This is a genomic window from Gilvimarinus japonicus (assembly GCF_042847215.1).
GTDB lineage: Bacteria > Pseudomonadota > Gammaproteobacteria > Pseudomonadales > Cellvibrionaceae > Gilvimarinus > Gilvimarinus japonicus.
Genome location: NZ_AP031500.1, coordinates 901,478 through 925,216, shown reverse-complemented (window position 1 = coordinate 925,216; position 23,739 = coordinate 901,478). Strand labels below are relative to the sequence as shown.

Sequence of the window (23,739 nt, the reverse complement as noted above, 5' to 3'; positions counted from 1 at the left end):
AGCCTACAGACAGCATCACAGTAAAATGGTGCCGTCCTTTAGCAAAAATCATCCAGTATTACACCGAGATCACTTTATGACCCAGCTTTGGTTTCCCGCACTTTTGGTGCTCATCGGCTTCGTTGGCCTAATATGGAGCGCGGATAAGTTCGTTGCCGGCAGCGCCGCTATGGCGCGCACCTTTGGCATATCCAAGCTGATCATCGGCCTCACTATCGTCGCGTTTGGCACGTCGGCACCCGAGGTCGTCGTCTCGCTTAATGCAGCACTGCGCGGTGCAGGAGACCTGGCGGTGGGCAATGCACTCGGCTCAAACCTGGCCAACATTGGCCTCGTACTGGGCGCTACCGCACTAATTGCGGTGCTGCCAGTACAAAACCACCTGCTAAAAATAGAGCTGCCGGTTCTGCTGTTTGTCACCGCTCTAGCTGGATGGTTCCTGAGCGACGCCCACCTCTCTCGCCAAGAGGGCTGGGCGATGCTGGCGTTGTTGCCCTGCGCCATGGGGTTGATCATCTGGAGCAAACGTCACCACCCGGAAGAGGTTGAAGACGATATTCCAGTCATGAGCCGGTTCGCGTCAATCGCTTGGTTTATTGTCGGGCTGGTCATCTTGATCATCAGCTCCGATTTACTGGTGCGCGGCGCCAGTGAACTGGCCCTAGCCTTTGGCGTCAGCCCACTGGTTATCGGTCTTACGGTGGTCGCGGTAGGTACTAGCCTACCGGAGCTGGCGGCATCGGTTGCCAGCGCCCTTAAAGGCCATTATGACATCGCTATCGGCAATGTAATCGGCTCTAATCTGTTTAACATTTTAGCGGTAATGGCCATACCGGGCATCATTGCCCCACTCGACATGGAGTCCGCCGTTTTTAATCGCGACTTCTTGGCCATGGGCGCCTTAACACTGATACTTGCCATCGCTTTGTATATCAGCTTTTTAACCCGCCGCAACAGCGGTGGGGCAGCGCTGGGCAAACCACTCGGCCTGCTGCTGCTAGCGCTGTATGCCGGTTATTACGTCCTGCTGTTGGCTTAATGCATTATACTAGCGCCCATCAAAAGCATTAGGAATCACGCAATATCATGACGGAATTCGATTTTGGCCAGTCAGCGCTGCGCACCATTGAGCTTGAGACTCAAGCGGTCGCCGAGCTGCGCGGTCATATTGATGAGCAATTTAGCCGCGCCTGCCGCCAGATTTTAAAGTGCACCGGTCGTGTCATCGTCTCGGGCATGGGCAAGTCTGGTCATATGGGCAAAAAGATAGCGGCGACATTGGTTAGCACCGGCACCCCCGCGTTTTTTATGCACCCAGGTGAAGCCAGTCACGGCGATCTGGGCATGCTAACGCGCGATGACCTGCTTATTGCCATTTCCTACTCCGGCAACTCCCCCGAACTACTGACGCTTTTACCGCTGATTAAACGGCTAGGCGTGCCAATGATCAGCATGACCGGTGCGCCCGAGTCGGTATTGGCGCAGGCGGCCGACGCTCACCTCAGTATCGCCGTCGAGCGCGAAGCCTGCCCGCTGGCACTGGCGCCAACATCCAGCGCCACCGTCACCACAGTGCTAGGAGACGCCCTCGCCATCGCCCTGCTTGAGGCCCGCGGCTTTACCGCCGAAGACTTTGCTTTCTCGCACCCCGGTGGCTCACTGGGGCGCAAACTGTTGCTACGAGTCAGCGACGTCATGCACAGTAAAGATGAACTGCCGGTCGTTGCAAAGCACGACACCCTAGCCCGAGCGCTACTGGAGATGACCACGAAAGGCTTTGGCATGACCACGGTAGCTGAAGACAGTGGCGAGCTTGCCGGCATCTTTACCGATGGTGATTTGCGCCGCAGTATTGATCGCGGCGTGGACATACACTCGGCACAAATGCACGAGATTATGAATCACAGCCCGACCACCGTCACACCCGACACGCTCGCCGCCGAGGCGCTTAACCTTATGGAAACCCGAAAAATTACCGCCTTGGTGATCACGGGCGACAAGCGAATCCCTACCGGCGTTGTCCATATGCACGATCTTTTGCGCGCCGGCGTTATTTAATCGCACCGCGACCTTACACACTCTCCAATACAGCCATTAACTTATGACCGAAGAAACCCTAACCCGCGCACGCCGCATTAAATTACTATTACTGGATGTCGACGGCGTGCTCACCGACTGTAAACTGTATTTTGATAACGCCGGCAATGAACTAAAAGCCTTTAATACACTCGATGGACAAGGCCTCAAATTATTGCAAAAATCCGGCGTCAAGGTGGGTATCATCACCGGCCGCACCAGTGCACTGGTGGCCCGTCGCGCTCGGGACTTAGGCATTACATTATTAATTCAGGGCCGCGAAGACAAATGGCAGGCACTGGGTGAAATGATCGAAGGCATGGATATCGAACTTGATGAAATTGCCCACATGGGAGACGACTGGCCCGACTTAACCATCATGACCCGGGTGGGTCTGGCGCTGTCGGTTCCCAACGGCCACAGCGCGGTCACCGAGCGCGCCCACTGGATTAGCCATAACCGCGGGGGCGACGGTGCCGTGCGCGACGCCTGTGATTTAATTATGCAGGCGCAAGGCAGCTACACCGCCATGCTGGCGCCATTTATCGCAACTGAGGACTAAGCCTGTGCGGCCCCGGCAACCCAAATCTTGGATACTGCTTATGTCGATATGCAGCGCGCTGATTTATGGCGCACTGCAATACTCGCCCCGTGACATGCTGTTAAGTGACGAGAGCGCCAAGGCGCAAAAGCAATTCCCGCAATCGTATATGACGGGCATTGTCGATCGCACCTATAGCAACAACGGCAGCCTCAAACACAAAATGGTTGCCCGCTCTGTTACCTCGTTTAGCAATGGCACCATTAACCGCAGCGAAGTGGATCACCCCCACGTCACGCTTTATCGCCAATCGAGTACTGAGCCATGGCAACTTTCAGCCAAGCAAGGCACCAGTGTCAGCAACGCCATCACCCTGCGCGACAATGTGCAGGTATGGAACGAAAAAGGCCAATACGGCTGGGTGACCTTAACCACCGATGATCTAACCATCGACACTGACCAGCAATACGCGCATACCGACAAACCTGTTACCATGCGTAGCGAGCGCGGCACCACTCGCGCTGTTGGCCTCAATGCCGAGCTCGACAACGGACGTATTGAACTGCTATCCGAGGTAAAAGCCACTTATGCCCCTTAATGATATTAAGCGCTATTTAAAGACGGGCTTATTTCCGCGAGTCCCGGCGCTGGCTTTAGCCGCCGCAATGGCAATGATTGCCACAACAGCTCACGCCTTACCCGACGACCGCGAGCAAGACTTTCAGCTACAGGCCGACAAACAACTGTTTGATCAAAAAAATGGGCTAGTCACCTACACCGGCTCAGCGCGCCTCCAACAAGGCTCGTTGATCATCGATGCCGAGCGTATCGTGGTTCACTTTAAAAGTGACAATTCAGTCGCCAAAATCGAGGCATCTGGCTCCCCGGCACACTTTGAACAGCAACCCCAAGCCGACAAAGGCAAAGTGTTTGCCGAGGCTCACGAGATCAGCTACGACCACGACAAGCGCACGGTAACGCTCAGCAACAGCGCTAAAATCGAACAAGACGGCGCGATTATGCAAGGCCACAGCATTCACTATGACTTGGCCCGCGAACTCATCAACGCCCAGAGCGATGACAACTCGAACGAGCGTATCAAAATGGTGATTCCTGCCGGAGCGACCGAAAAATAATATGGCCACTCTTACTGCACACAACCTCGCTAAAAGCTACAAACGCCGCCAAGTCGTCGCTGACGTGTCGATGTCTGTTAGCAGCGGTGAAATTGTCGGCTTACTCGGGCCTAACGGCGCGGGTAAAACCACCTGCTTTTACATGATCGCGGGGCTGGTCAAAGCCGACAACGGCCGCGTCACCCTAGACGAGCTAGACCTGACACACCTACCGATCCACGGCCGGGCCCGGGCGGGCATTGGTTACCTGCCGCAAGAGGCCTCGGTGTTTCGCAAGCTGTCGGTGGCGGACAACATCCTCGCCATCTTAGAGACTCGACGCGATCTCAAAAAACCACAGCGCCTAGAGCAGCTCGAGCAGCTACTGCAGGAGTTTCACATCACCCACATTCGCGACAACCTCGGCATGTCGCTCTCGGGTGGCGAGCGCCGCCGGGTCGAAATCGCCCGCGCCCTGGCAACGGACCCGGCCTTTATTCTACTAGATGAGCCCTTCGCCGGGGTTGACCCTATCTCGGTCAGCGACATTCAGCACATTGTGCGTCACCTTAAGGATCGCGGCATTGGTATTTTGATTACCGATCACAATGTCCGAGAAACACTTGGCATCTGCGAAAAAGCCTATATCGTCAGCGAGGGCCATATCATCGCTGAGGGCAGCTCGGAGCAGGTTCTGGCCAATCAGAAAGTGCGCAAAGTCTACCTCGGTGACAACTTTATGCTGTAAAGCCGAGCAGCCGCACCACCACTTGACAATCTCTATTTTTTGACTTTCAGGCACAAAGATTGCTTAGTACTATTGCTTGGCTTGGTGTTGATGACTAAACTCCACAGTTACAACAACACAATCTGAGTGCCATTGCTAACATTATGAAGCAGTCCCTACAGCTAAAGTTGGGTCAACAGCTCACCATGACGCCGCAGCTGCAACAGGCCATCCGCCTCCTGCAGCTATCGACGCTGGATCTGCAACAAGAGATCCAAGAGGCGCTGGACTCCAACCCCATGCTCGAAGTTGAGGAGAACCTCGACGACAACAGTGGTAGCGACCAAAAGGATAGTGACACCGACGGCAAAGATGAACGCCGCGATAACAGCCAGGACGAGCTGAACCCCGCAGACCCAGCGAGCACCCAAACCACCGCCGAGGCGGACGAACCCACCGCTGACAGCGAGTGGAGCGAGTCGATCCCGCAAGACCTACCCGTTGATACCAGCTGGGATGATGTCTACGAGAGTTCGTCGTCAACATTACCCGCCAGTAACTACGAGGGCGACGATAACGACTTCGAAAGCCGTCGCGGCAATACCGAATCGCTCTACGACCACCTAATGTGGCAGCTCAACCTCACGCCCATGTCCGAGCGCGATGAGATCATTGCTCTGGCGATCATTGACTCAGTCGAGCCCTCGGGTCTTCTCAGTAGCAGTATCGAGGATATTTTTGAGGGTTTAACCGCCAATTGGGACGACCTAGAACTCGACGAGGTGCAGGCGGTACAACACCGCCTACAACAGTTTGACCCTTGCGGCACTTGCAGCATCGACTTAGTCGACTGCTTACTGGTGCAGCTGGCCCAATACGACAAAAGCACCCCTTTTTTAGAGGCGGCGCAACTGATTGTGCGCCAGTACTTGCCGTTGCTCGGTAGCCGCGACTACCGCCAACTGATGCGCAAGACCCGCCTCAAAGAGCCTGAGTTAGCTCAAGCCGTGGCGTTGATTAAAACCCTTAATCCACACCCCGGCGACGGCATCAGCACCAGCGAAACCGAGTATGTCGTACCCGACGTGTTTGTGGATAAGAAGGAAGGACGCTGGACAGTTGAGCTCAACCCAGACATAGCGCCAAAGCTGCGGATCAACTCCGGCTACGCCTCTATGGTCAAGCGCGCCGACTCCAGCCGCGACAACACCTTCTTAAAAGACAACCTGCAAGAGGCCCGCTGGTTTTTAAAGAGCCTGCAAAGTCGCAACGAAACTCTGCTAAAGGTGGCCACCTGTATCGTCGAAAAGCAACGTGGTTTTTTAGAGTACGGCGCCGAGGCCATGAAGCCACTGGTGCTGCACGATATTGCCGAGCTAGTGGAGATGCATGAGTCGACTATCTCGCGGGTCACCACCCAAAAGTATATGCACACGCCACAAGGCATATTCGAGTTAAAATACTTTTTCTCTAGCCATGTGAGCACCGATTCTGGCGGCGAGTGCTCGTCGACCGCAATCCGAGCTATTATTAAAAAGCTGGTCGCGGCAGAGAACCCGAAAAAACCTCTGAGCGATAGCAAAATCACCGAGATGCTTTCCGATCAAGGGATTCGCGTTGCCCGGCGTACAATCGCCAAGTATCGCGAGTCGTTGAATATTCCGCCTTCTAATGAGCGCAAAGGGCTGGGTTAAGACACCGGCCCATGTGACAGAACTTCTAATCCTTGCTATGTTGAAGTTCTGCCAATCGCTCGAGGCAATGCGCTTATACCAAGGGTGCAGCACAACAACTTAGGCAGCAGACAGACACGAGGAGCAGTGTATGCAAGTAACTATCAGCGGCCATCACGTCGATGTCACCGAAGCGATTCATAATCACATCGAATCCAAACTGGAACGACTGACTCACCACAGCGATTTGATCACCACAATCAATGTTACCGTGTCGGTAGAAAAACAAACGCAAAAAGCCGAGGCGAAGATTCACGTTAACGGCAAAGACATTTTTGCTGACGCCGAGTCAGACGATCTCTACACCTCGATTGATGCCATGACCGACAAGCTCGACCGGCAATTAATCAAACACAAAGAAAAACTTCGCAGCCACCGCTAATTAGTTACTAACAAGTTACGCAAAATACTATGCAAATTGCACAGATCTTATCGCCTGAACGTACCCTGAGCCGAATCGAAGGTGTCAGTAAAAAACGTGCCTTAGAAATTCTCGCCAACACCATTGCCGAGAGTATCCCCGGCATGGATGCCGACGAAATCTTTCGCCGCCTGGTCGCGCGTGAGAAACTCGGCTCGACCGGCATTGGCCACGGCATTGCCATTCCTCACAGCCGCCTGCCGGGCTGCGAAGCGACCATCGCCGCACTGATTACGCTCAAAGCGCCGATAGATTTTGATGCGATTGACGGCGAACCCGTCGACGTTCTGTTTGCCATGTTGGTACCCGATCAAGCCAATGACGAACATCTACACACGCTGGCAGCATTGGCCGGGGCGCTCAACGAAAGCGCCTATCGGCAAACTCTGCGCGATGCTGACAGCGGCCAGGCTCTATACGCGGCCGCCATCGCTCACGACAACGGATAGGTAGGCGTGTATGCACCTTGTCATTGTCAGCGGATTATCCGGCTCAGGTAAAAGTACCGCGCTCAATGCGCTGGAAGACTCCGCCTATAACTGCATCGACAACTTACCGATCAGCCTACTGCCAGCCTTAGTCGATCAAATTCAGCTGCATAAAGATGCCGACAACCAAAACTTTGCCATCGGGATTGATATTCGCGATGCCTGGCAAGACCTGGCAATGTTTCCAGTCGCCATCAAGCCGCTGCGCGATGCTCGCCTGCCCTTTACCGTTATCTTCCTAGATGCTGATGCCGATAAAATCGTCCAGCGCTTTAGCGAGACCCGGCGCAAACACCCCCTAAGCAACAAGCACACAAATTTAACAGAAGCGATTGAAACTGAGCAGCAGCTACTATTGCCTATGCGCGATAGCGCCGACTTAGTGGTTGATACCAGCGCATTAAACGTGCATCAATTACGGGAGCTAATTAAAGAGCGAGTGGCGGAGCCCGATGCAGAGGGTATGGCGGTACTGTTTGAATCTTTTGGTTTTAAACACGGGCCACCCAACAACGCCGATTTAGTCTTTGACGCACGCTGCCTTCCCAACCCCCACTGGGACCCTAACTTGCGCAGCCAAACCGGTATCGATCAGGATGTCGCACAATTTCTTGACGAACAGCCGCTGGTGCAAGACATGCTGGCGGACGTAAAAGAGTTTTTAGAACGCTGGTGGCCGCATTATCGAGCCAACAACCGCAGCTACATTACTATTGCTATAGGCTGTACCGGCGGCCAACACCGCTCGGTTTACCTGTGTGAGAAGTTGCAGGCTCACTTTGCCAGTCAGCTGGACAATGTCCAGGTCAGACATCGCGAGCTTGGCCACTCAACCAAAGAGAGCCATTAAATGCCAGAAAAGTTTGTTACCATCGTTAACCATAAAGGCCTGCATGCCCGCTCTGCCGCCAAACTGGTTGCGCTAGCCAAAGAGTATCCCTGCCAAATACAGCTGCAGGCCGCGGATAAATCGGCCGACTGCGCCAGCATGATGGCATTAATGATGCTGGCCGCCGGTATTGGTACCGAGGTATGCGTACGTGCCGAGGGCCCCCAAGATCATGCGGCGGTCGAGGCCATCTGTGCGCTGATTGAAGCGGGATTCGACGAGCAAGACGAATAACCCGTACCACTGCAGCGCTCAGCATGAGCTGCTATAATCGCGCCCCACCCAACACGAGCCAACCGCGACGCCATGACGACAGATTTTGAAGCAGACACTGAAGAATTCGAAGGTCCGAGTAAGTCTCAGCGCAAACGCGACATGCACGTGCTGCAAGAAATCGGACGAGAGCTTACCGAACTCAAAGAGTCGCAACTGGCCAATATCGAACTGCCAGATGAGTTGCGCGAGGCCATTCTGGAGATGGAACGCATTCGCCAGCGTGAAGCCAGACGCCGGCAATTACAGCGTATTGGGCGATTGATGCAGTTGGTCGATGGTGAAGAAGTCGCCGCACAACTTGCCGCGATAAAATCTCAGGGCACTCTTAGCATTCAACGCCAGCACTTAATTGAGCGCTGGCGCGATGAGCTACTCAGTGATGAGGCAGACGCACTGAATCGCTTTATTGCCGAATACCCCAACATCGAGATTCAACACTTACGCCAGCTTATTCGTCAGGCTCGTAAAGCACCAACGCAAACCAAGGCGACGACTCACGCACGCAAGCTGTTTCGTTATATTCGGGACACTTTAGCGCAACACGAATAAAACTGTCGTTTAGCCACCATCACACTATTGCTCTTCGGCTTCGGCCGCACGATCAAACGCCGTCACCGGGTCATCCCAATCGCCAGTAATACTGTAGGTTAAACTGGTCACTTTATTCATCTGCTCTTCGAATAATTTGCTGATCACAAAAACCCCCGCGGCGGCCGGTAACCCCGCCGCCAATGCGGCAATGACCGTCAAATTACCACCCATCGGCAAAGTCGCCACCAAGCGTGTATCAAGCGTTTGATCCACTAAATCCACTGTACCGGTCAGCTGCATACGGCTTGAGGGTGTGCGCAGTAACACCGGCTCAGCAACCACCATTTGGCCCGCATCAAAGTGCACCGCACCGGTGATTTCATCAAAGGTTAAGCCGCTTTTGTATAGATCCGAGAAATCCAATCGCAAACGGCGCGCTAGCGAATCAAAGTTAAATAACCCCATCAGGCGTAACAACCCTTCACCGGCAATGGCCGAGTCTCGAATAAAACGCCCTGACCCAATAACCGTCGCGACATCACCCTCAAGTTTGGCAAGCTCAAACGCGGACGGGTCGCCAGGCCAACTCAACGCCAGTTGATAGACCGCCGACTCACTTTCCAGACTTTGTGGGGCCTCCCACTGACGCATGACGTCCGCCATATCAGTGGCACTTAACTGCGCCTTTAATTGCGTTCTCTCGGGCTCTAGCTGCCAACGCAGCGCGCCACCACCCTCGCCATGGCCGGCGATGGATAAGCCTCTGACGCTGCCGTAGACATCACTCAACACCAAAGCATCCGGATCAGGCTGAACATTAAACTGCCAACGGCCGTAATGGTCGTCGCCTAGCTGCAACTGCTCGATGTTCACCTCGGCCGGGCGCAACCGAGCCAACAACTGCCCAGTTAATAACGATTGATGCTCAGCCGTATCACCGGATGAAAGTGCGGATTCACTATCGTTCGCGGCAAGCGCCGGAAGCCGCAAATACGAAATATTAAGGCGCGCAGGGACAGCCTGGTCTAGCGGCCAATTCAGCTCGGCGGTTAACACCTCGCTCGACACCATAAAGTCCCACGCTTCGGTTAACTGGCGCACCTGTAACTGCACGTCTTGCACGCTAATGCCAGCCACCGCTTGCTCTTTGATATGGAGATCCACCGAGAGTGGCACACCCAGCGAGGGGAGTTGCGCCGCACCTGAAGCACCCGATTGCGCCGCGCCGAGCAATTGCCTGGAATAATCTCCGTAGCGTTGCAATACCTGCTGCCAAGGATCAAGGTCGATCTGCTCAAGCTGCCCGGTAAAATGCAAGGTAGGGCTCGCGAGCATTTCCGGCTCGCCGCCCAACGCAATAGCACCACCCAGCAATTGCTGAGTGCCGGGCTCGACATGTAAGGTCGCGCGCAATCGATCTAAGTAATGCACGTCGGCCAAAGCCGTTTGCTTTCCTAAAATATAATTAATAACCAGTTGACCCGGCTCACTGGCACTTTTACCCAGTGGCTTGGGCAAATTAACCTTAATGCCGGCAAGGTCGGCGGTAACACCAACGGCCGCCATTAAGTCGTCCTCGCGCCCGCCTTGACCGTCCGCCAGGAATTCGGCTGGCTGCTGGTCACCAGCTGGGTTGGCCTTGCGATGATTCAGCTCAACGTGAACATTCAGCGGCACCTCACCTTCGGCAAATAGTAGCGCGGGCTGTTTGCTCCAATGGGCCAATTGTTTAACACTTGCGCGAGTGTCTACCTCAATCAGCGTTCTGCTTTGTTGCGCTAGTTGCTCGGTGCCCAAGGTAATGGCCGTCTCGTGGCCAAAAAGCTGACCGTGCAACCGTTCAGAGCGCAGGCCATCATCACTGTTATAAAAAATTCGCCCGTTAAAGTTCTCAAGCTCCAACCCGTAATTATCCAACGCAAAGGTTGATGCATCGACATCAATTTGCAGGTTGTGGTAACTACCCGCCGCGCCGGGCGTTAAGGGGATGGTTAAGTCTACAGCGGCATCTAGGTCACCGTGCAGATACCATGTATCCATCGTGTCACCAACGTAATCGCGCAAAACACTCTGGCGCAAAATACGTAGCCCGTCGCTGGCAATGCCATCCAGCTGCCCGGTTACCGCCAACACCTTACCGGCATCAACCGGATTATCTTTTAGCGTTACGCTGGCGTTTTTCACATCGCTATTATAAATTTGGCCGCGAGTAAAAGACGCGTACAAATCATCATTGTCCAGCAATAAGCGCCCGGTTAAATTGCGGGCGGCGGGCCAATCCGGGTGATAATTAAAGTAGCCTTGGGCAATGTCTAGCGCCAACGCCACATTGTGATCAGCGGGATCTCGGCTATTGAGTGCACCGCGATAAATAAACGCGGCATGTGGTGCAACGGCGGGATTATCCGTGCCAATACCGCGCTCCAGGTATCGCTTTACATCATCGGGGACGATCTCAGGTAAATATTTGCGATACTGGCTGGCCGCTATATCTTCGGCACTGACATACACCGTTAAATCTATTGGGCCAGTATTGCGCTGCCAAGGTAACTCTAAATGAAAATAACCCTGCGCGCGCTCTTCACCATCGTGCAACAATAACGGCCCGCTGTTGACGAACACGCGATTTTCATCTGGACGCAGATACCAAGCCACCTCCCCGCGCGCGCGATCAAACCTCATTGGCTCTTGATAAACTCCGGGAAACGCCATGCTAAATCCATCGCGCGAATCGATCTGTACGAAGCCCCCTCGGGCACTCGCTTGGACATAACCAGATACATCGCTAAAAGCCGGCACTCGATTCCAACTGCCAACGCTAACCTTGTCCAGGTTGGCGGCTAACTGCCAATCGGCCCACTTGCCGGGCATAGCGGACAACTCGAGAGAGTCGATCTTTCCTTTGGCATCGAGGCTAGCCACTAATGCCGCCAATGTAGGGTGCGCCGCCAACAGCTCGCCTTGCTGCAATAACTGCGTCACCTTAGCCAAATTCACACTCGATAACTGGGCACTTAAAGGGGCCTCTGCGCCGGCGCGGCGCGCCACCAAATCCAGCTCAAGGTGCGTATCTTCATCCAGCACCCACAGCGATTGCTGCAAGGCCAGGTGCCAACGCTTAACGCTCGCGAACTGTCCGCTCACCTCGGTGCGAAGGTGCGTTAACGATGCTTCGGCATCCCCCAACGGAATACTGACATCCGCTAATGTAAGGTCACCCACCACACTGACACTATCATTGCCAATTTTACGACCAAACCAGAGGCTAGCACTGATATCGCCATCGCCCCCCGCTTGTTGATTTTCAAGGCCAGTCTTTTTTAACAAGACATCGATAAGTTTATTGGCGGGAAAGTCTCGCAGCTGCAGGTAGGCATCGGCGGTAAAACGTTTGTCGCGCGGGTCGCCTCGCCCCTCAAGTAAAAAAAACAAAGTATTCGGGTGCTCGGCAACATCCACACGCACCAATAGCCGATGGAAACTACCGCTGTTTTCGAGCAACAAAGATGGGGAGTTAAGGCGTATTTGCTCGCCACTGTCAAAGTGAAAGTCTAAATGCATTTTGTTAAAGGCAATGCGTCGCGAGGCAAGCAGAATGTCGAGTATTTTATTGTGCAAATCACCGCTGGGGCGCGCACCGTCATTACTAATTCCCTGCAGCTGCCAATGGCCCTGTTCATCCTGACGGACAGCCATGGTGCCACCGGCCAGTTCGACATTACCCCATACGGGTCTCCAGGCGAGAACCGAACCCACGATATCCAGTCGCAGCCGGGCGCTGTCCATCGCCAGTAAACGCTCGCCCGTCAGAGCATCTATCTCAATGCCTTGCACATCGAGCACTGGCTGTAAGCCGCTCCAGTCTGCGCTCACCTGAGTTAATTTGACCTGCGCACCGGACTGCTCTGACAATAAGGTTTCAAGCTCTTGGCGGTAGTCGGCCACTAGATACGAAAAACTACGGCCCGCCTGCACCAGCACAGCCAGAGCGATCACCGCCACTGCCAGTATCAAGCACAGTTTTCGCAACACATAGCCCAGTGCCCGCAACATCGGCTAGCCCTCCGCGCTCCGTGTCGCAAGCTGTCCGCTGCAATACGCGCTAAACCAGCACAATGTCATACTGCTCCTGCGTAAATAAAGGCTCTACCTGAAACTCGATGGTACGACCAATAAAAGCCTCGAGGTCGGCAACATAGGCGGCGTCTTCATCGAGCAAGCGATCGACCACAACCGAGGCGGCCAACACCAAAAACTTTTCATTATCGTAAGCGCGCGCCTCTCGCAAAATCTCCCGAAACACTTCATAGCAAACCGTTTCGGCCGATTTAACTTGCCCCCGGCCGCCACACACAGAGCAGCTCTCGCACAACATTTGCCCCAGCGACTCACGCGTGCGTTTGCGGGTCATCTCCACTAAACCTAACTCTGACACGCCGGTAATTTTGGTTTTAGAGTGATCGCGATCTAAGGCTTTTTCGAGCGTGCGCAACACTTGCCGCTGGTGCTCGGGGTCTTGCATATCGATAAAATCCAACACGATGATGCCGCCAATGTTGCGCACCCTTAATTGTCGGGCAATAGCACCCGCCGCTTCCATATTGGTTTTAAAAATCGTCTCTTCCAGGTTGCGCCGCCCGACAAAAGCACCGGTATTAACATCGACCGTCGTCATGGCCTCGGTCTGCTCGACAATCAGATAACCATTGGATTTAAGGGGCACACGCGAGTCCAACGCCCGCGCAATTTCGTCTTCGACCCCATACAAGTCCAGCAGTGGCCTCTCCCCCTGATAGCACTCAATAATATTGATTAACTGCGGGCAGTACTCATTGGCAAACTCGCGCATTTGCGACCATGTCTGGCGCGAATCAACTCGTATTTTTTCGATAGGAAGACGCGCAAGATCACGCAGCGAGCGCAGTGTAAGTGGCATATCTTCATAGATCACCGCTGGGGCATTGATCGTCGCCAAGCGGTTGCTCAAGTCTTGCCAGAGCTTTTGCAAAAAGGGAATATCGCTCACGATGGCATCAGCCGGAATACCCTCGGCAACGGTGCGCACAATAAACCCACCGTCAAAGCCATGTTCGCGCACGCTAGCCTCGACGGCATCGCGCAAACGCTTGCGCTCGGCGTCATCGTCAATACGAATCGACACGCCAATATGAGCGCTGTTAGGCATATAAACGAGATAGCGAGATGACAGGGTGATATGAGTCGTCAAACGAGCGCCTTTAGTACTGATCGGGTCCTTACTCACCTGTACCAATAAAGGCTGCCCCTCACGCACCAATGTGCGGATATCGGGCAACTCAGTCGGGCGCGGCTCACCCTCGGCATGCTCTGGCACCAACTCCTGAGCGTGAATAAACCCAGTGCGCTCTAAACCAATATCGACAAACGCGGCCTGCATGCCCGGTAGCACTCGCACAACCTTACCTTTATAGATATTGCCCACAAAGCCGCGACCGTGGCTGCGCTCGATGTGCAACTCTTGCAGCACCCCGTTATCGACTAGCGCCACCCGGGTTTCAACCGGGGATACATTGATCAGAATCTCTTCACTCACTGTGCGTGTCCCGCCCGTGTGGTTTTGAAGCGCGCATCAGTCATCAACCATCGACTCATTCTGGAGCACCCCAAAAAGGGACATTGTACTTGCTCAACAGGGGTGCTGTCGTCTCCAGCGGCAAACCGACGACATTGGAGTAGCTGCCGTGAATCTCACGCACAAAAACCGCACCCAACCCCTGAATCCCATACCCACCCGCTTTATCGACCGGCTCACCGGTATGCCAATACGCTTCAATCTCGGCGTCGCTCAACTCACGAAAGCACACTTCGGAGCGCACCAGCGCTACATCAAGCTGCGTACCATCGGTAACCGCAACAGCCGTTATCACGGTATGCGCGCGATTAGACATCGATCGCAACAACTGCGCCGCGTGCGCTTTATTGTGGGGTTTTTCCAGCAGCTGATCGTCGAGCACCCCAAGGGTATCGGCACCCAACACTACCTCTGGCTGAGACGCGCCAGGGGTTGCGCGTGGCCGAGTAGCCAGTAGAGATTGCCAACCAGCCTCAGCTTTAGTTCGAGCCAAGCGAGTTACATATTGCTCGGGGGACTCATCTTTCGCGGCCACCTCCGGCACATCAATGACCACACGGGAAAACGCCACGCCGATTTGACGCAAAAGTTGCGCGCGTCGGGGGGAGCCGGAAGCAAGAAACAATTGAGCGGGAGCGGAGCTCATCACAATACCCCGTAAACGTTAGACTTGGCGGGCAATACGATAATGGCGACGCAAACCATCAAATAACATTGCCAATAAAGGCCAACAGCAAGCACTGGCTACGGCCGGCAATAGAAAACCAAATCCGTCCATTGCTCGCCCACCCAGAGCTTGCACCCAATAGGCCAGCAGCTGGGCGCAGGCGACCAACAACAACACCCAAAGTGACTCTTGCCAGCGGGCAAAGTGACGCACCCGACGATAACTACGCAGACACAAATAGCCCACTACTGTCAGCATCAATGGGTGCTGCCCCAACGGAGAACCCACGGTAACGTCCAGCAATACGCCCAAAACGACTAGCAGCGCCATGCTGCTACTCTGGGGCAAAATGTAGATCCAGTAAATGGTCACCAACAGCACAAACTGAGGGCGAAAAATCCTATATTCCAGTGCCAGCGGGTAAACGTCGAGCAAGATGGCGACGAACAACGTCAGCAACACTAAAACATAAACGGGAAAACGATCGGGCCACATACCGGGTCAATCGACCTGAGGTGCGTCAAACACCAGCAAAACATTACGCGCACGATCCATCTGCGCCATGGGGCGGGCGGTAATTTGCGCAAACGGCTGGCCGGGGTCGCGCTCGATGCTCTCGACCACAGCCACCGGGTAGCCCGCGGGAAAGCGCTGCCCTAAACCCGAACTCACCAGCAAATCACCCACTCGGATGTCCGTGGTATTAGAGACGTGGCGCAGCGTCAAGCTGTCGAGCGAGCCCGTGCCCTCGGCAATGGTACGGATGCCATTGCGATTGATTTGCACCGGCAGTGCATGAGAGGGGTCGGTTAGCAGCAGCACCCGAGCGCTATCTGCGCCAACTTCGATCACTTGCCCCATCAGCCCTTTCGCGTCCAGCACCGGCTGGCCAACGTAGACACCGTCATCACTGCCGCGATTGAGCACCAGTGTGTGACTAAGCGGATTGGGAGAGACGCCGATTAACTCGGCCACTAAAACATCGTCTTCGAGGATCTCGGTGGCATTAAGCAATTGCCGCAAACGCACATTCTCGGCCGCCAGCGCCGCCATTTGTTGCAGCTTACGCTGATGAATCAACAACTCAGACGCGAGCCGGTCTTTCTCTTGCACGAGCTCAGCGCGCGAGACGAACGTCTCATCGCTCCACTCGCCGATCCGACGGGGAATATCGGTAATTTGATAGAAGGGTTTGGCAAGAGTGCTTAGCTCACGCCGCGCAGGGTCGAGCCAGTCGGTATACAGACTAATTAACACCAGCGCTAAGGCCACTAAGCCAAAAAAGGCAAAGCGAAAGCTGACAGCAGGGCCTTTTGTGAACAGTGTTTTAATGGCGGCATCTCCCGACGTAACGCACTATGCCGTTTTAAGCGCGACCGGCTGTCAAAGTTGCAACAAGCCGCGCGACCAATGTTTAACTAAAATTACGAAGACAACAAATCAATATTGCGTTTGTCATTCATCTCCATCGCTAACCCACCACCGCGAGCAACACAGGTAAGAGGATCTTCGGCAACCACAAATGGCAGACCCGTCTCGTTGGCTAACAAGCGATCAATGTCGCGCAGCAAAGCGCCACCACCGGTTAACACTACGCCGCTCTCGGCAATATCGGAGGCCAACTCAGGAGGGGATTGCTCGAGCGCGCTTTTAACCGACTGCACAATACCGGCCAGCGGCTCTTGCAGCGCCTCTAAAATTTCATCGCTATTTAAGGTAAAGCTGCGAGGCACCCCTTCGGCCAGGTTGCGGCCGCGCACATCGATCTCGCGCACTTCGCTGCTGGCGTAGGCACAACCAATCTCTTGTTTGATCCGCTCGGCCGTGGCATCGCCAATAATACTGCCATAGTGACGGCGCACATAGTTCACAATCGCCTCGTCAAAACGGTCACCACCAATACGCACCGAGTCGGAGTACACCACACCGTTAAGCGAGATAACGGCAATTTCAGTCGTACCGCCACCAATGTCGACCACCATCGAACCGTTGGCTTCGGCAACCTTTAAGCCCGCACCAATTGCGGCGGCCATCGGCTCTTCAATTAAACGAACCTCCAGTGCACCAGCACCTAGCGCCGATTCGCGAATCGCGCGTTTCTCTACCTCTGTGGACAAACAAGGCACACTAATCAGTACCCGCGGGCTCGGCGCAAACCAGCTGTTCTCGTGCACTTTGCGAATAAAATGCTGAAGCATTTTCTCGGTCACCTGAAAGTCGGCAATCACGCCGTCTTTTAACGGGCGAATCGCGGTAATGTTGCCCGGCGTGCGGCCCAGCATACGCTTTGCCTCCATGCCCACCGCCTCGACAATTTTTTGCCCATTGTGGTGGCGAATAGCAACCACTGATGGCTCGTCGAGCACAATGCCCCGCCCGCGCACATAAATCAGGGTGTTGGCTGTACCTAAATCGATAGAGAGGTCATTGGAGAAAGCGCCGCGAAGATATTTAAACATGAGTGTTGATGGCCTTAAGATACTGGTAGTGCCAACTCGCCCCAAGGCAGGCGAGCCGGGCTCTGTTTGCTATAAACGGACTAATGCAAACGGCGGCGTAGACGCTGCCGCGCCCGCCGAAAACATTCAACGAGTCCCAAAAATGCTGTGCTTAATAGCCCTTGCCGCCGACATTTGCACAATCGGCTTACCACTGACTCAGCGACAACTGCGAGAGCCACTAACCACAGACCCCTTGGGGGATGCTGGCACTCTATCAACGGCGGGGATTTAGGGCAAGGCACAAATGTGATAACTTTACCGCCTTTTAGGGCAAAGTCGGTATTTTTTTCAGTAATGATGGCCGCAATCGACCTTTTACCCGTAAAATTACCCAACTTAGACGATTAGTACGCCCGCGCCCGCCGCATTTGTCGGCACCTGCGCACCAGACGGAGCACGCCCATGGCTGTAAACAAAAGCGACATCGAGAAACTCGCCGAATTGTCGCGCATCGATATTTCAGACGAGGCCGCCGCCAACGTGGCGCAAAGCATCTCCGAGGTGCTAGAGCTTGTCGATCAACTGCAAGCGGCCGATACCAGTGGCGTTAGCCCAATGGCCCACCCGTTAGACGCCGTACAGCGCTTGCGTCGTGACGAGGTGACCGAGCCAAATCAACGCGAAAGCCTACAAGCTATGGCACCAGCCACTGAAGATGGCCTGTACTTAGTACCGCGAGTGATTGAATAACCGCACCGTTGCGAGACCACCCCAACCCACGTGCGAGCGCTATTGCGCCACCGGCAAGTTACTCCAAAGGACAGATTCCATGCACACCAAAACCATTGCCCAGCTCGGCAAAGCGCTGCGCAGTAAAGAGATTTCCAGTGTCGAGCTAACCCAGCATTACCTAGATCGTATTGCCGCACTCGATGCAAACTACAACAGCTACATTACCGTGACCCCAGAGCAAGCGCTCGCCCAAGCACAGGCCGCTGACGCACGTTTGGCCGAGGGCGACAGCTCGCCGCTGTGCGGTATCCCCATTGCCCATAAAGATATTTTTTGCACGCAAGGGGTGCGCACCAGCTGCGGCTCTAAGATGCTCGATACCTTTATCGCACCTTACGATGCCACCATTGTCGAGAACTATTTAAAAGCCGGCGCGGTAATGCTGGGCAAGACCAATATGGACGAGTTCGCCATGGGCTCTTCCAACGAGACCAGTTACTACGGCCCGGTTAAAAACCCCTGGAACACCAACTGCGTGCCCGGCGGCTCGTCTGGCGGCTCTGCCGCTGCAGTAGCCGCGCTGCTTGCGCCCGGCGCCACCGCTAGCGACACCGGCGGCTCGATTCGCCAGCCTGCCGCTCTGTGCGGCCTTACCGGCATCAAGCCAACTTACGGCCGGGTATCGCGCTGGGGCATGATTGCGTTTGCCTCCAGCCTCGACCAAGCCGGCACTTTAACGCGCAACGCCGAAGACGCCGCCCTGATGCTAAACGTTATGGCGAGCTTTGACGACAAAGACTCCACCTGCGTCGATCAACCACTAGAAGATTACACGGCAAACCTCGGCGACTCACTGGCCGGGCTGACGATTGGCATCCCAGAGGAGTACTTTGGCGAAGGCCTTCACCCAGACACGGCCAGGGCCGTCCAAGAGGCGATCAAAACCTATGAGTCGCTCGGCGCTAAAACCCGCTCAATTAGCTTGCCACACACACATCTAGCGGTGCCCGCTTACTACGTTATTGCGCCCGCAGAGTGCTCAGCCAACTTATCGCGTTTTGATGGTGTACGCTACGGCCATCGCTGCGACGCCCCAAAAGATCTCGCCGATCTTTATAAACGCTCGCGCAGCGAAGGCTTTGGGGATGAAGTAAAACGCCGTATCTTAGTAGGTACCTACGCGTTAAGTGCCGGTTATTACGATGCGTATTACAACAAAGCACAACAAGTGCGTCGCCTGATCAAACAGGACTTTGTCGAGGCCTTTGCCGATGTCGACGTTATCCTTGGCCCCACCTCGCCGTCACCAGCGTTTGAATTTGGCGCCAAAACCCAAGACCCAGTCGCCATGTATTTAGAGGATATTTACACCATCGCCACCAACTTAGCCGGATTGCCCGGGCTATCTATCCCCTGCGGTTTAGTCGACGGCAAGCCGGTTGGCCTGCAGCTAATCGGCAACTACTTTGCCGAGGGCAAGCTCCTGAATGTCGCACATCAATTTCAGCTCGCGACCGACTTTCACCAGCAGTTGGCACCGGCCACCGCCTAAGAGGACGACACGATGGAATGGGAAATTGTAATCGGGCTTGAGATTCACGTTCAGCTCGCCACCCAGTCAAAAATATTCTCCGGCGCCAGCACCGCCTTTGGTGCCGCCGCCAACACACAGGCCTGCGCGATTGATTTAGCCATGCCCGGCACCCTGCCAGTCGCTAACGAAGAGGCGTTTCGCTTTGCCATTATGTTTGGCCTGGCAATGAATTCCGACATCGGCAAGCGCTCGGTATTTGAGCGTAAAAACTACTTTTACCCCGATCTGCCCAAAGGCTACCAAACCACGCAGCTGGAAGAGCCCATTGTCGGCCCTGGGGTCACCAATATCGAACTGGCAGACGGCCGCCAACGGGCCGTGCGTTTGCACCACGCCCACCTAGAGGAAGATGCCGGCAAGTCACTCCACGAAGATTACCAAGGCATGAGCGGTATCGACCTAAACCGCGCCGGCACGCCACTGATCGAGATCGTTTCGGAGCCCGATATGCGCTCAGCCGAAGAGGCTGTAGCCTACCTGAAAAAAATCCACTCGATTATTACCTACCTGGGCATATCGGACGGTGAAATGTCGCAGGGCTCCATGCGCTGCGATGCGAACGTCTCAGTGCGCTTAAAAGGTGAAGAGAAGCTCGGCAACCGCTGCGAAATCAAGAACATCAACTCATTTAAGTTTGTCGAGAAGGCTATCAATGTTGAGGCCGAACGGCAGATCGAGATCATCGAAGACGGCGGCAAGATCCCTCAGGAAACCCGCCTGTACGACGCCGACAAGAATGAAACGCGCCCTATGCGCAGCAAAGAAGTCGCCAACGACTACCGCTACTTCCCCTGCCCGGATCTGCTGCCGGTTATTTTAGATGACGAATATATCGACACCATCAAGCGCACCTTGCCAGAACTACCCGACGCCAAGCGCGATCGCTTTGTTAGTGAGTACGATTTATCGTCATACGATGCCAATGTATTAACCAGCGACCGCCGCACCGCCGAGTTTTTTGAAATTGTGGCAAAAACCTCGGGTGAGCCAAAGCTCGCAGCCAACTGGGTAACGGTAGACTTAGCAGGTTACCTCAACAAATCTGACACCTCGCTAAGCGAGTGCCCGTTTACCGCAGAGCAATTAGCCGGGCTGATCGTCCGCATCAAAGATGGCACCATTTCTGGAAAAATCGCCAAGCAAGTATTTGAAGGTATGTGCAATGGCGAAGGCGATGCCGACAGTATTATTGAATCGCGCGGACTTAAGCAAGTCAGCGATGCCGGCGCCCTAGAAAAAATGGTTGACGAGGTAATCGCCAACAACCAAACGCAAGTGCAAAACTACGTCAATGCCGATGACGCCAAACGCCCTAAAATGCTGGGCTTTTTTGTTGGTCAAATCATGAAGGCCAGTAAAGGTCAGGCCAACCCGCAAGCGGTAAACGAAATCCTACTTAAAAAGTTGAACGAGCAATGACACTAAAAAAAGACAAGCAAAAAGTTTTAGGGGAAGTTTTTGATAACGAACGCATCGAAGGCTTTTTACAATACCCGGCCCCCGAAGGCATCAGCCGCGACTTCCACTTGCTGGAAAAGGCCTACCGAGGCATGCGTGAAGAAAACTTTGAAACATTCCTGACCTTTTTTAAGCAGGCCGGTTACGATCTAAACGCCAAAGGCCCTAACGATAGGACCTTTTTACAAACCATTAAAAGCCACCGGTTGTCGGATGACTATATTGCGGCGCTCAAGCAAGCCGGGGCCCACTAGCCCAAACGTATGAAGGGCAACCCTGTCAGCGCACTTAACCATCTAAGCCAGGGGGCACGACTACTCGCCAGCCCCGGGCTTAAGCGGTTTATTATTGTGCCGCTCTTGGCCAACGTGGTGGTATTTGTCTTTACCACCTTGGCACTCATTCACCTGTTTAGTGATTTTTTGACGCTTCTGATGGGTTGGTTGCCCGGCTGGCTCGAATTTTTAGCGTGGTTACTGTGGGCAATTTTTGCCTTTGCCGTACTATTTATTTATGGCTACAGCTTTAACGTCATTACCAATTTAATAGCCGCCCCCTTTTACGGTATTTTAGCCGAAAAAATCGAGCAAAAACTGACCGGCATCAAGCCGCCAGAAGAGAGCTGGGGCAAGCTTATACCCCGCACCCTTGGTCGCGAGCTGGTTAAGATTTGGTATTTTATAACCCGTGGTCTGCTTATTTTATTGCTGGTGTTGCTCAGCTGGTTTATTCCCGGCCTGAACCTTGTAGTATTGCTTATTGGTGCATTGTGGTCGGCGTGGTGCATGGCCGTCCAGTATATTGATTACCCCGCCGACAACCACCAGACAACCTTCGTTCGCATGCGCCACCTGCTGGGCCGCGCACCTCTGACAAGTTACCCCTTTGGCGGTATGATTATGCTCGCCAGCATGATCCCAATCATTAATATTTTTGCCATGCCCATCGCAGTAGCAGGGGCAACGGTGTATTGGGTGGAATCTCTTAGGCACATAAACGTCGCCGACTAAAATGCCAAGCGCCGTCAGCGCATCAATCGCGAAAATTAGTAAATTGCAGTGGCAATTCGATATCAGACGACTTCAAAAAGGCGATAACCCCCTGTAAATCATCGCGCTTTTTACCGGTAACCCGCAGCTGATCACCCTGTATTTGCGCTTGCACTTTAAGCTTTTGCTCTTTAATCATTTTGACGATTTTTTTGGCAAGCTCGGTCTCTACGCCAGTGCGCACCACCACATCCTGAATGGACTTTTTACCGCTGGCCCGCGGAGGCTTCATCTCAAGACAGGCAATATCAATCTTATTTTTTAGCAATGCACTTTGCAGCATATCGCGCATTTGTTGCAGCTGGAACTCGGCCTCGGCCGTCATAGTAACAACATAGTCTTTTAACTCGAAGTCGGCATCGACCCCTTTAAAATCATAGCGCGTTACAATCACTCGCTTTACTTGATCGACCGCATTGGTCAAATCGTGCTTTTCTACTTCCGAAACCACATCAAACGAAGGCATGCTTTTTCCTCAAATCAATAGCGTTACGACGGCTGCGGCAAACACCCAGAGCAAAAGTGCGCGGGAGAACATACTCGCAGTGGACTCGACCAAGTGCAGCGAATAACTCGGCTCGATACGCGCTGCAGGCTGGAACCGGCGCGAGTCACCAGATTTAGCCCACTCACTCTCTTCGCCCATAGCCCCGAGCAGCACCGACACCAAAAATACCGGTGTTAAGGTGTGCAATGATAACCACAAGTGGCGCCAGCGCACCATACAAAGGTCAAAATGCCCAACCAGGGCCCAGCTTAAACCCAATAAACGCGCCGCGGGCCACTCAATTAACGTCACCGCGCGCGCTACAACAGCCGCGCGTTTATCATTAACCTCTAGCAAGTGCACCCACAACAACACACTCAGACGGTAGGCCAGTGCCCCTGGCGCACCGGCCACTACAAACCAAAAAATAACCGCAAACATTCGCTCAAAGCCACGATAGGTAAACACCCGCAACGCCTCACGATTGAGAGCCGTCCAATCACCATTGTTACGGCCACCACGTAAATCCGGGTCGAGATTCATACCATCCAAGACATTCACGGCTTTGACCGAATCCCCCGTATGGGCGGCCTCGACATAAGTGTGCACCGCCCCAGAGAAATCCCCACGCCCTAAGCTGTACAGCAACACCGGAATATTCAGAACAATGAGCCAGCCGGCAGGCAGCCAAACAATAACGGCAAGAACGACCGCCAGCAGCACAACAACTGGCACAGCGACGGCGACGGCGCATAGCCAGGGGGCACTTTGCACACGAGTGTTTGCGTTGAGTAATTGCCAGCCACTAAAAAACCATTGATCCCGGTGCAAGGGCTTACCCGACCCCCACCACTGCACCAGCAATAGCACTATCACCAAACTTATTAATGTCACGGGCAGACC

General features: G+C 54.2%; 25 protein-coding genes. 17 read left to right on the top strand and 8 right to left on the bottom strand.

Features of this window, described 5'->3' with window-relative positions; genetic code table 11:
- Nucleotides 1-76 precede the first annotated feature (76 nt).
- The 12 genes from ACGHAD_RS03930 (at nt 77) to yjgA (ending at nt 8,815) form a co-directional block, all read left to right on the top strand.
- A complete protein-coding gene (locus ACGHAD_RS03930; RefSeq protein WP_339616466.1) occupies nt 77-1,039 on the top strand; it encodes a calcium/sodium antiporter in 963 nt (320 codons plus the stop codon).
- 47 nt (nt 1,040-1,086) lie between these two features.
- A complete protein-coding gene (locus ACGHAD_RS03925; protein WP_382413718.1) occupies nt 1,087-2,058 on the top strand; it encodes a KpsF/GutQ family sugar-phosphate isomerase in 972 nt (323 codons plus the stop codon).
- Nucleotides 2,059-2,101: 43 nt separating this feature from the next.
- Nucleotides 2,102-2,638 carry a KdsC family phosphatase gene (locus tag ACGHAD_RS03920; RefSeq protein ID WP_382413720.1) on the top strand — a complete coding sequence of 179 codons (537 nt, stop codon included), beginning with the start codon at nt 2,102-2,104 and terminating at the stop codon, nt 2,636-2,638.
- Between the two features lie 40 nt (nt 2,639-2,678).
- Nucleotides 2,679-3,215: an LPS export ABC transporter periplasmic protein LptC gene (gene lptC / locus ACGHAD_RS03915; protein WP_339616463.1), complete on the top strand. Its 537-nt coding sequence runs from the start codon at nt 2,679-2,681 to the stop codon at nt 3,213-3,215.
- The gene (lptA, locus tag ACGHAD_RS03910) at nt 3,205-3,753 is read left to right on the top strand and encodes a lipopolysaccharide transport periplasmic protein LptA (RefSeq protein WP_339616462.1); all 549 of its coding nucleotides are present in this window, start codon (nt 3,205-3,207) and stop codon (nt 3,751-3,753) included. Before lptC ends, lptA begins: the two co-directional genes overlap by 11 nt.
- A gap of 1 nt (nt 3,754) precedes the next feature.
- A complete protein-coding gene (lptB, locus tag ACGHAD_RS03905; protein ID WP_339616461.1) occupies nt 3,755-4,480 on the top strand; it encodes an LPS export ABC transporter ATP-binding protein in 726 nt (241 codons plus the stop codon).
- Between the two features lie 143 nt (nt 4,481-4,623).
- On the top strand, nt 4,624-6,153 hold the full coding sequence (locus ACGHAD_RS03900) for an RNA polymerase factor sigma-54 (RefSeq protein WP_382413723.1): 1,530 nt from the start codon (nt 4,624-4,626) through the stop codon (nt 6,151-6,153).
- Between the two features lie 130 nt (nt 6,154-6,283).
- A complete protein-coding gene (gene hpf / locus ACGHAD_RS03895; protein ID WP_339616459.1) occupies nt 6,284-6,574 on the top strand; it encodes a ribosome hibernation-promoting factor, HPF/YfiA family in 291 nt (96 codons plus the stop codon).
- A 29-nt stretch (nt 6,575-6,603) separates the two neighbouring features.
- Nucleotides 6,604-7,062: a PTS IIA-like nitrogen regulatory protein PtsN gene (gene ptsN, locus ACGHAD_RS03890; RefSeq protein WP_339616458.1), complete on the top strand. Its 459-nt coding sequence runs from the start codon at nt 6,604-6,606 to the stop codon at nt 7,060-7,062.
- A gap of 10 nt (nt 7,063-7,072) precedes the next feature.
- Nucleotides 7,073-7,951 (top strand): RNase adapter RapZ, encoded by an 879-nt coding sequence (gene rapZ, locus ACGHAD_RS03885; protein ID WP_382413726.1) that lies wholly within the window; start codon nt 7,073-7,075, stop codon nt 7,949-7,951.
- A complete protein-coding gene (locus ACGHAD_RS03880) occupies nt 7,952-8,224 on the top strand; it encodes an HPr family phosphocarrier protein (RefSeq protein WP_382413728.1) in 273 nt (90 codons plus the stop codon).
- Nucleotides 8,225-8,296: 72 nt separating this feature from the next.
- A complete protein-coding gene (gene yjgA, locus ACGHAD_RS03875; RefSeq protein ID WP_339616455.1) occupies nt 8,297-8,815 on the top strand; it encodes a ribosome biogenesis factor YjgA in 519 nt (172 codons plus the stop codon).
- Between the two features lie 24 nt (nt 8,816-8,839).
- Here yjgA and ACGHAD_RS03870 read toward each other — a convergent pair whose 3' ends face one another.
- From ACGHAD_RS03870 to ACGHAD_RS03845, 6 genes are all read right to left on the bottom strand, one after another.
- Entirely contained in the window at nt 8,840-12,850 is a 4,011-nt protein-coding gene (locus ACGHAD_RS03870; RefSeq protein WP_382413731.1) for a YhdP family protein, read from the bottom strand.
- 49 nt (nt 12,851-12,899) lie between these two features.
- A complete protein-coding gene (gene rng, locus ACGHAD_RS03865; RefSeq protein ID WP_339616453.1) occupies nt 12,900-14,369 on the bottom strand; it encodes a ribonuclease G in 1,470 nt (489 codons plus the stop codon).
- Nucleotides 14,370-14,424: 55 nt separating this feature from the next.
- The gene (locus ACGHAD_RS03860; protein WP_382413733.1) at nt 14,425-15,054 is read right to left on the bottom strand and encodes a Maf family protein; all 630 of its coding nucleotides are present in this window, start codon (nt 15,052-15,054) and stop codon (nt 14,425-14,427) included.
- 18 nt (nt 15,055-15,072) lie between these two features.
- Nucleotides 15,073-15,570: a rod shape-determining protein MreD gene (gene mreD, locus ACGHAD_RS03855; RefSeq protein WP_339616451.1), complete on the bottom strand. Its 498-nt coding sequence runs from the start codon at nt 15,568-15,570 to the stop codon at nt 15,073-15,075.
- A 6-nt stretch (nt 15,571-15,576) separates the two neighbouring features.
- The gene (gene mreC, locus ACGHAD_RS03850; protein ID WP_382413736.1) at nt 15,577-16,347 is read right to left on the bottom strand and encodes a rod shape-determining protein MreC; all 771 of its coding nucleotides are present in this window, start codon (nt 16,345-16,347) and stop codon (nt 15,577-15,579) included.
- Nucleotides 16,348-16,499: 152 nt separating this feature from the next.
- Nucleotides 16,500-17,534, bottom strand: coding sequence for a rod shape-determining protein (locus ACGHAD_RS03845; protein ID WP_339616450.1), 1,035 nt, complete (start codon nt 17,532-17,534; stop codon nt 16,500-16,502).
- Nucleotides 17,535-17,978: 444 nt separating this feature from the next.
- On the opposite strand from ACGHAD_RS03845, the gene gatC reads away from it, so the two are divergent.
- From gatC to cysZ, 5 genes are all read left to right on the top strand, one after another.
- Nucleotides 17,979-18,266, top strand: a complete 288-nt coding sequence (gene gatC / locus ACGHAD_RS03840; protein WP_339616448.1) for an Asp-tRNA(Asn)/Glu-tRNA(Gln) amidotransferase subunit GatC — start codon at nt 17,979-17,981, stop codon at nt 18,264-18,266.
- Between the two features lie 79 nt (nt 18,267-18,345).
- On the top strand, nt 18,346-19,800 hold the full coding sequence (gene gatA / locus ACGHAD_RS03835; protein WP_339616447.1) for an Asp-tRNA(Asn)/Glu-tRNA(Gln) amidotransferase subunit GatA: 1,455 nt from the start codon (nt 18,346-18,348) through the stop codon (nt 19,798-19,800).
- 12 nt (nt 19,801-19,812) lie between these two features.
- Nucleotides 19,813-21,261: an Asp-tRNA(Asn)/Glu-tRNA(Gln) amidotransferase subunit GatB gene (gene gatB / locus ACGHAD_RS03830; protein WP_382413740.1), complete on the top strand. Its 1,449-nt coding sequence runs from the start codon at nt 19,813-19,815 to the stop codon at nt 21,259-21,261.
- Nucleotides 21,258-21,554, top strand: a complete 297-nt coding sequence (locus ACGHAD_RS03825) for a PA4642 family protein (protein ID WP_382413742.1) — start codon at nt 21,258-21,260, stop codon at nt 21,552-21,554. Before gatB ends, ACGHAD_RS03825 begins: the two co-directional genes overlap by 4 nt.
- 9 nt (nt 21,555-21,563) lie before the next feature.
- Nucleotides 21,564-22,310: a sulfate transporter CysZ gene (gene cysZ / locus ACGHAD_RS03820; protein WP_382413745.1), complete on the top strand. Its 747-nt coding sequence runs from the start codon at nt 21,564-21,566 to the stop codon at nt 22,308-22,310.
- 22 nt (nt 22,311-22,332) lie between these two features.
- Here the strand turns inward: cysZ and ACGHAD_RS03815 are convergent, their stop codons facing one another.
- Both ACGHAD_RS03815 and ampE read right to left on the bottom strand, forming a co-directional pair.
- Complete coding sequence (locus ACGHAD_RS03815; protein WP_339616443.1) at nt 22,333-22,815, bottom strand: YajQ family cyclic di-GMP-binding protein; 483 nt, start codon at nt 22,813-22,815, stop codon at nt 22,333-22,335.
- A gap of 9 nt (nt 22,816-22,824) precedes the next feature.
- On the bottom strand, nt 22,825-23,730 hold the full coding sequence (ampE, locus tag ACGHAD_RS03810; protein ID WP_382413752.1) for a regulatory signaling modulator protein AmpE: 906 nt from the start codon (nt 23,728-23,730) through the stop codon (nt 22,825-22,827).
- Nucleotides 23,731-23,739 lie beyond the last annotated feature (9 nt).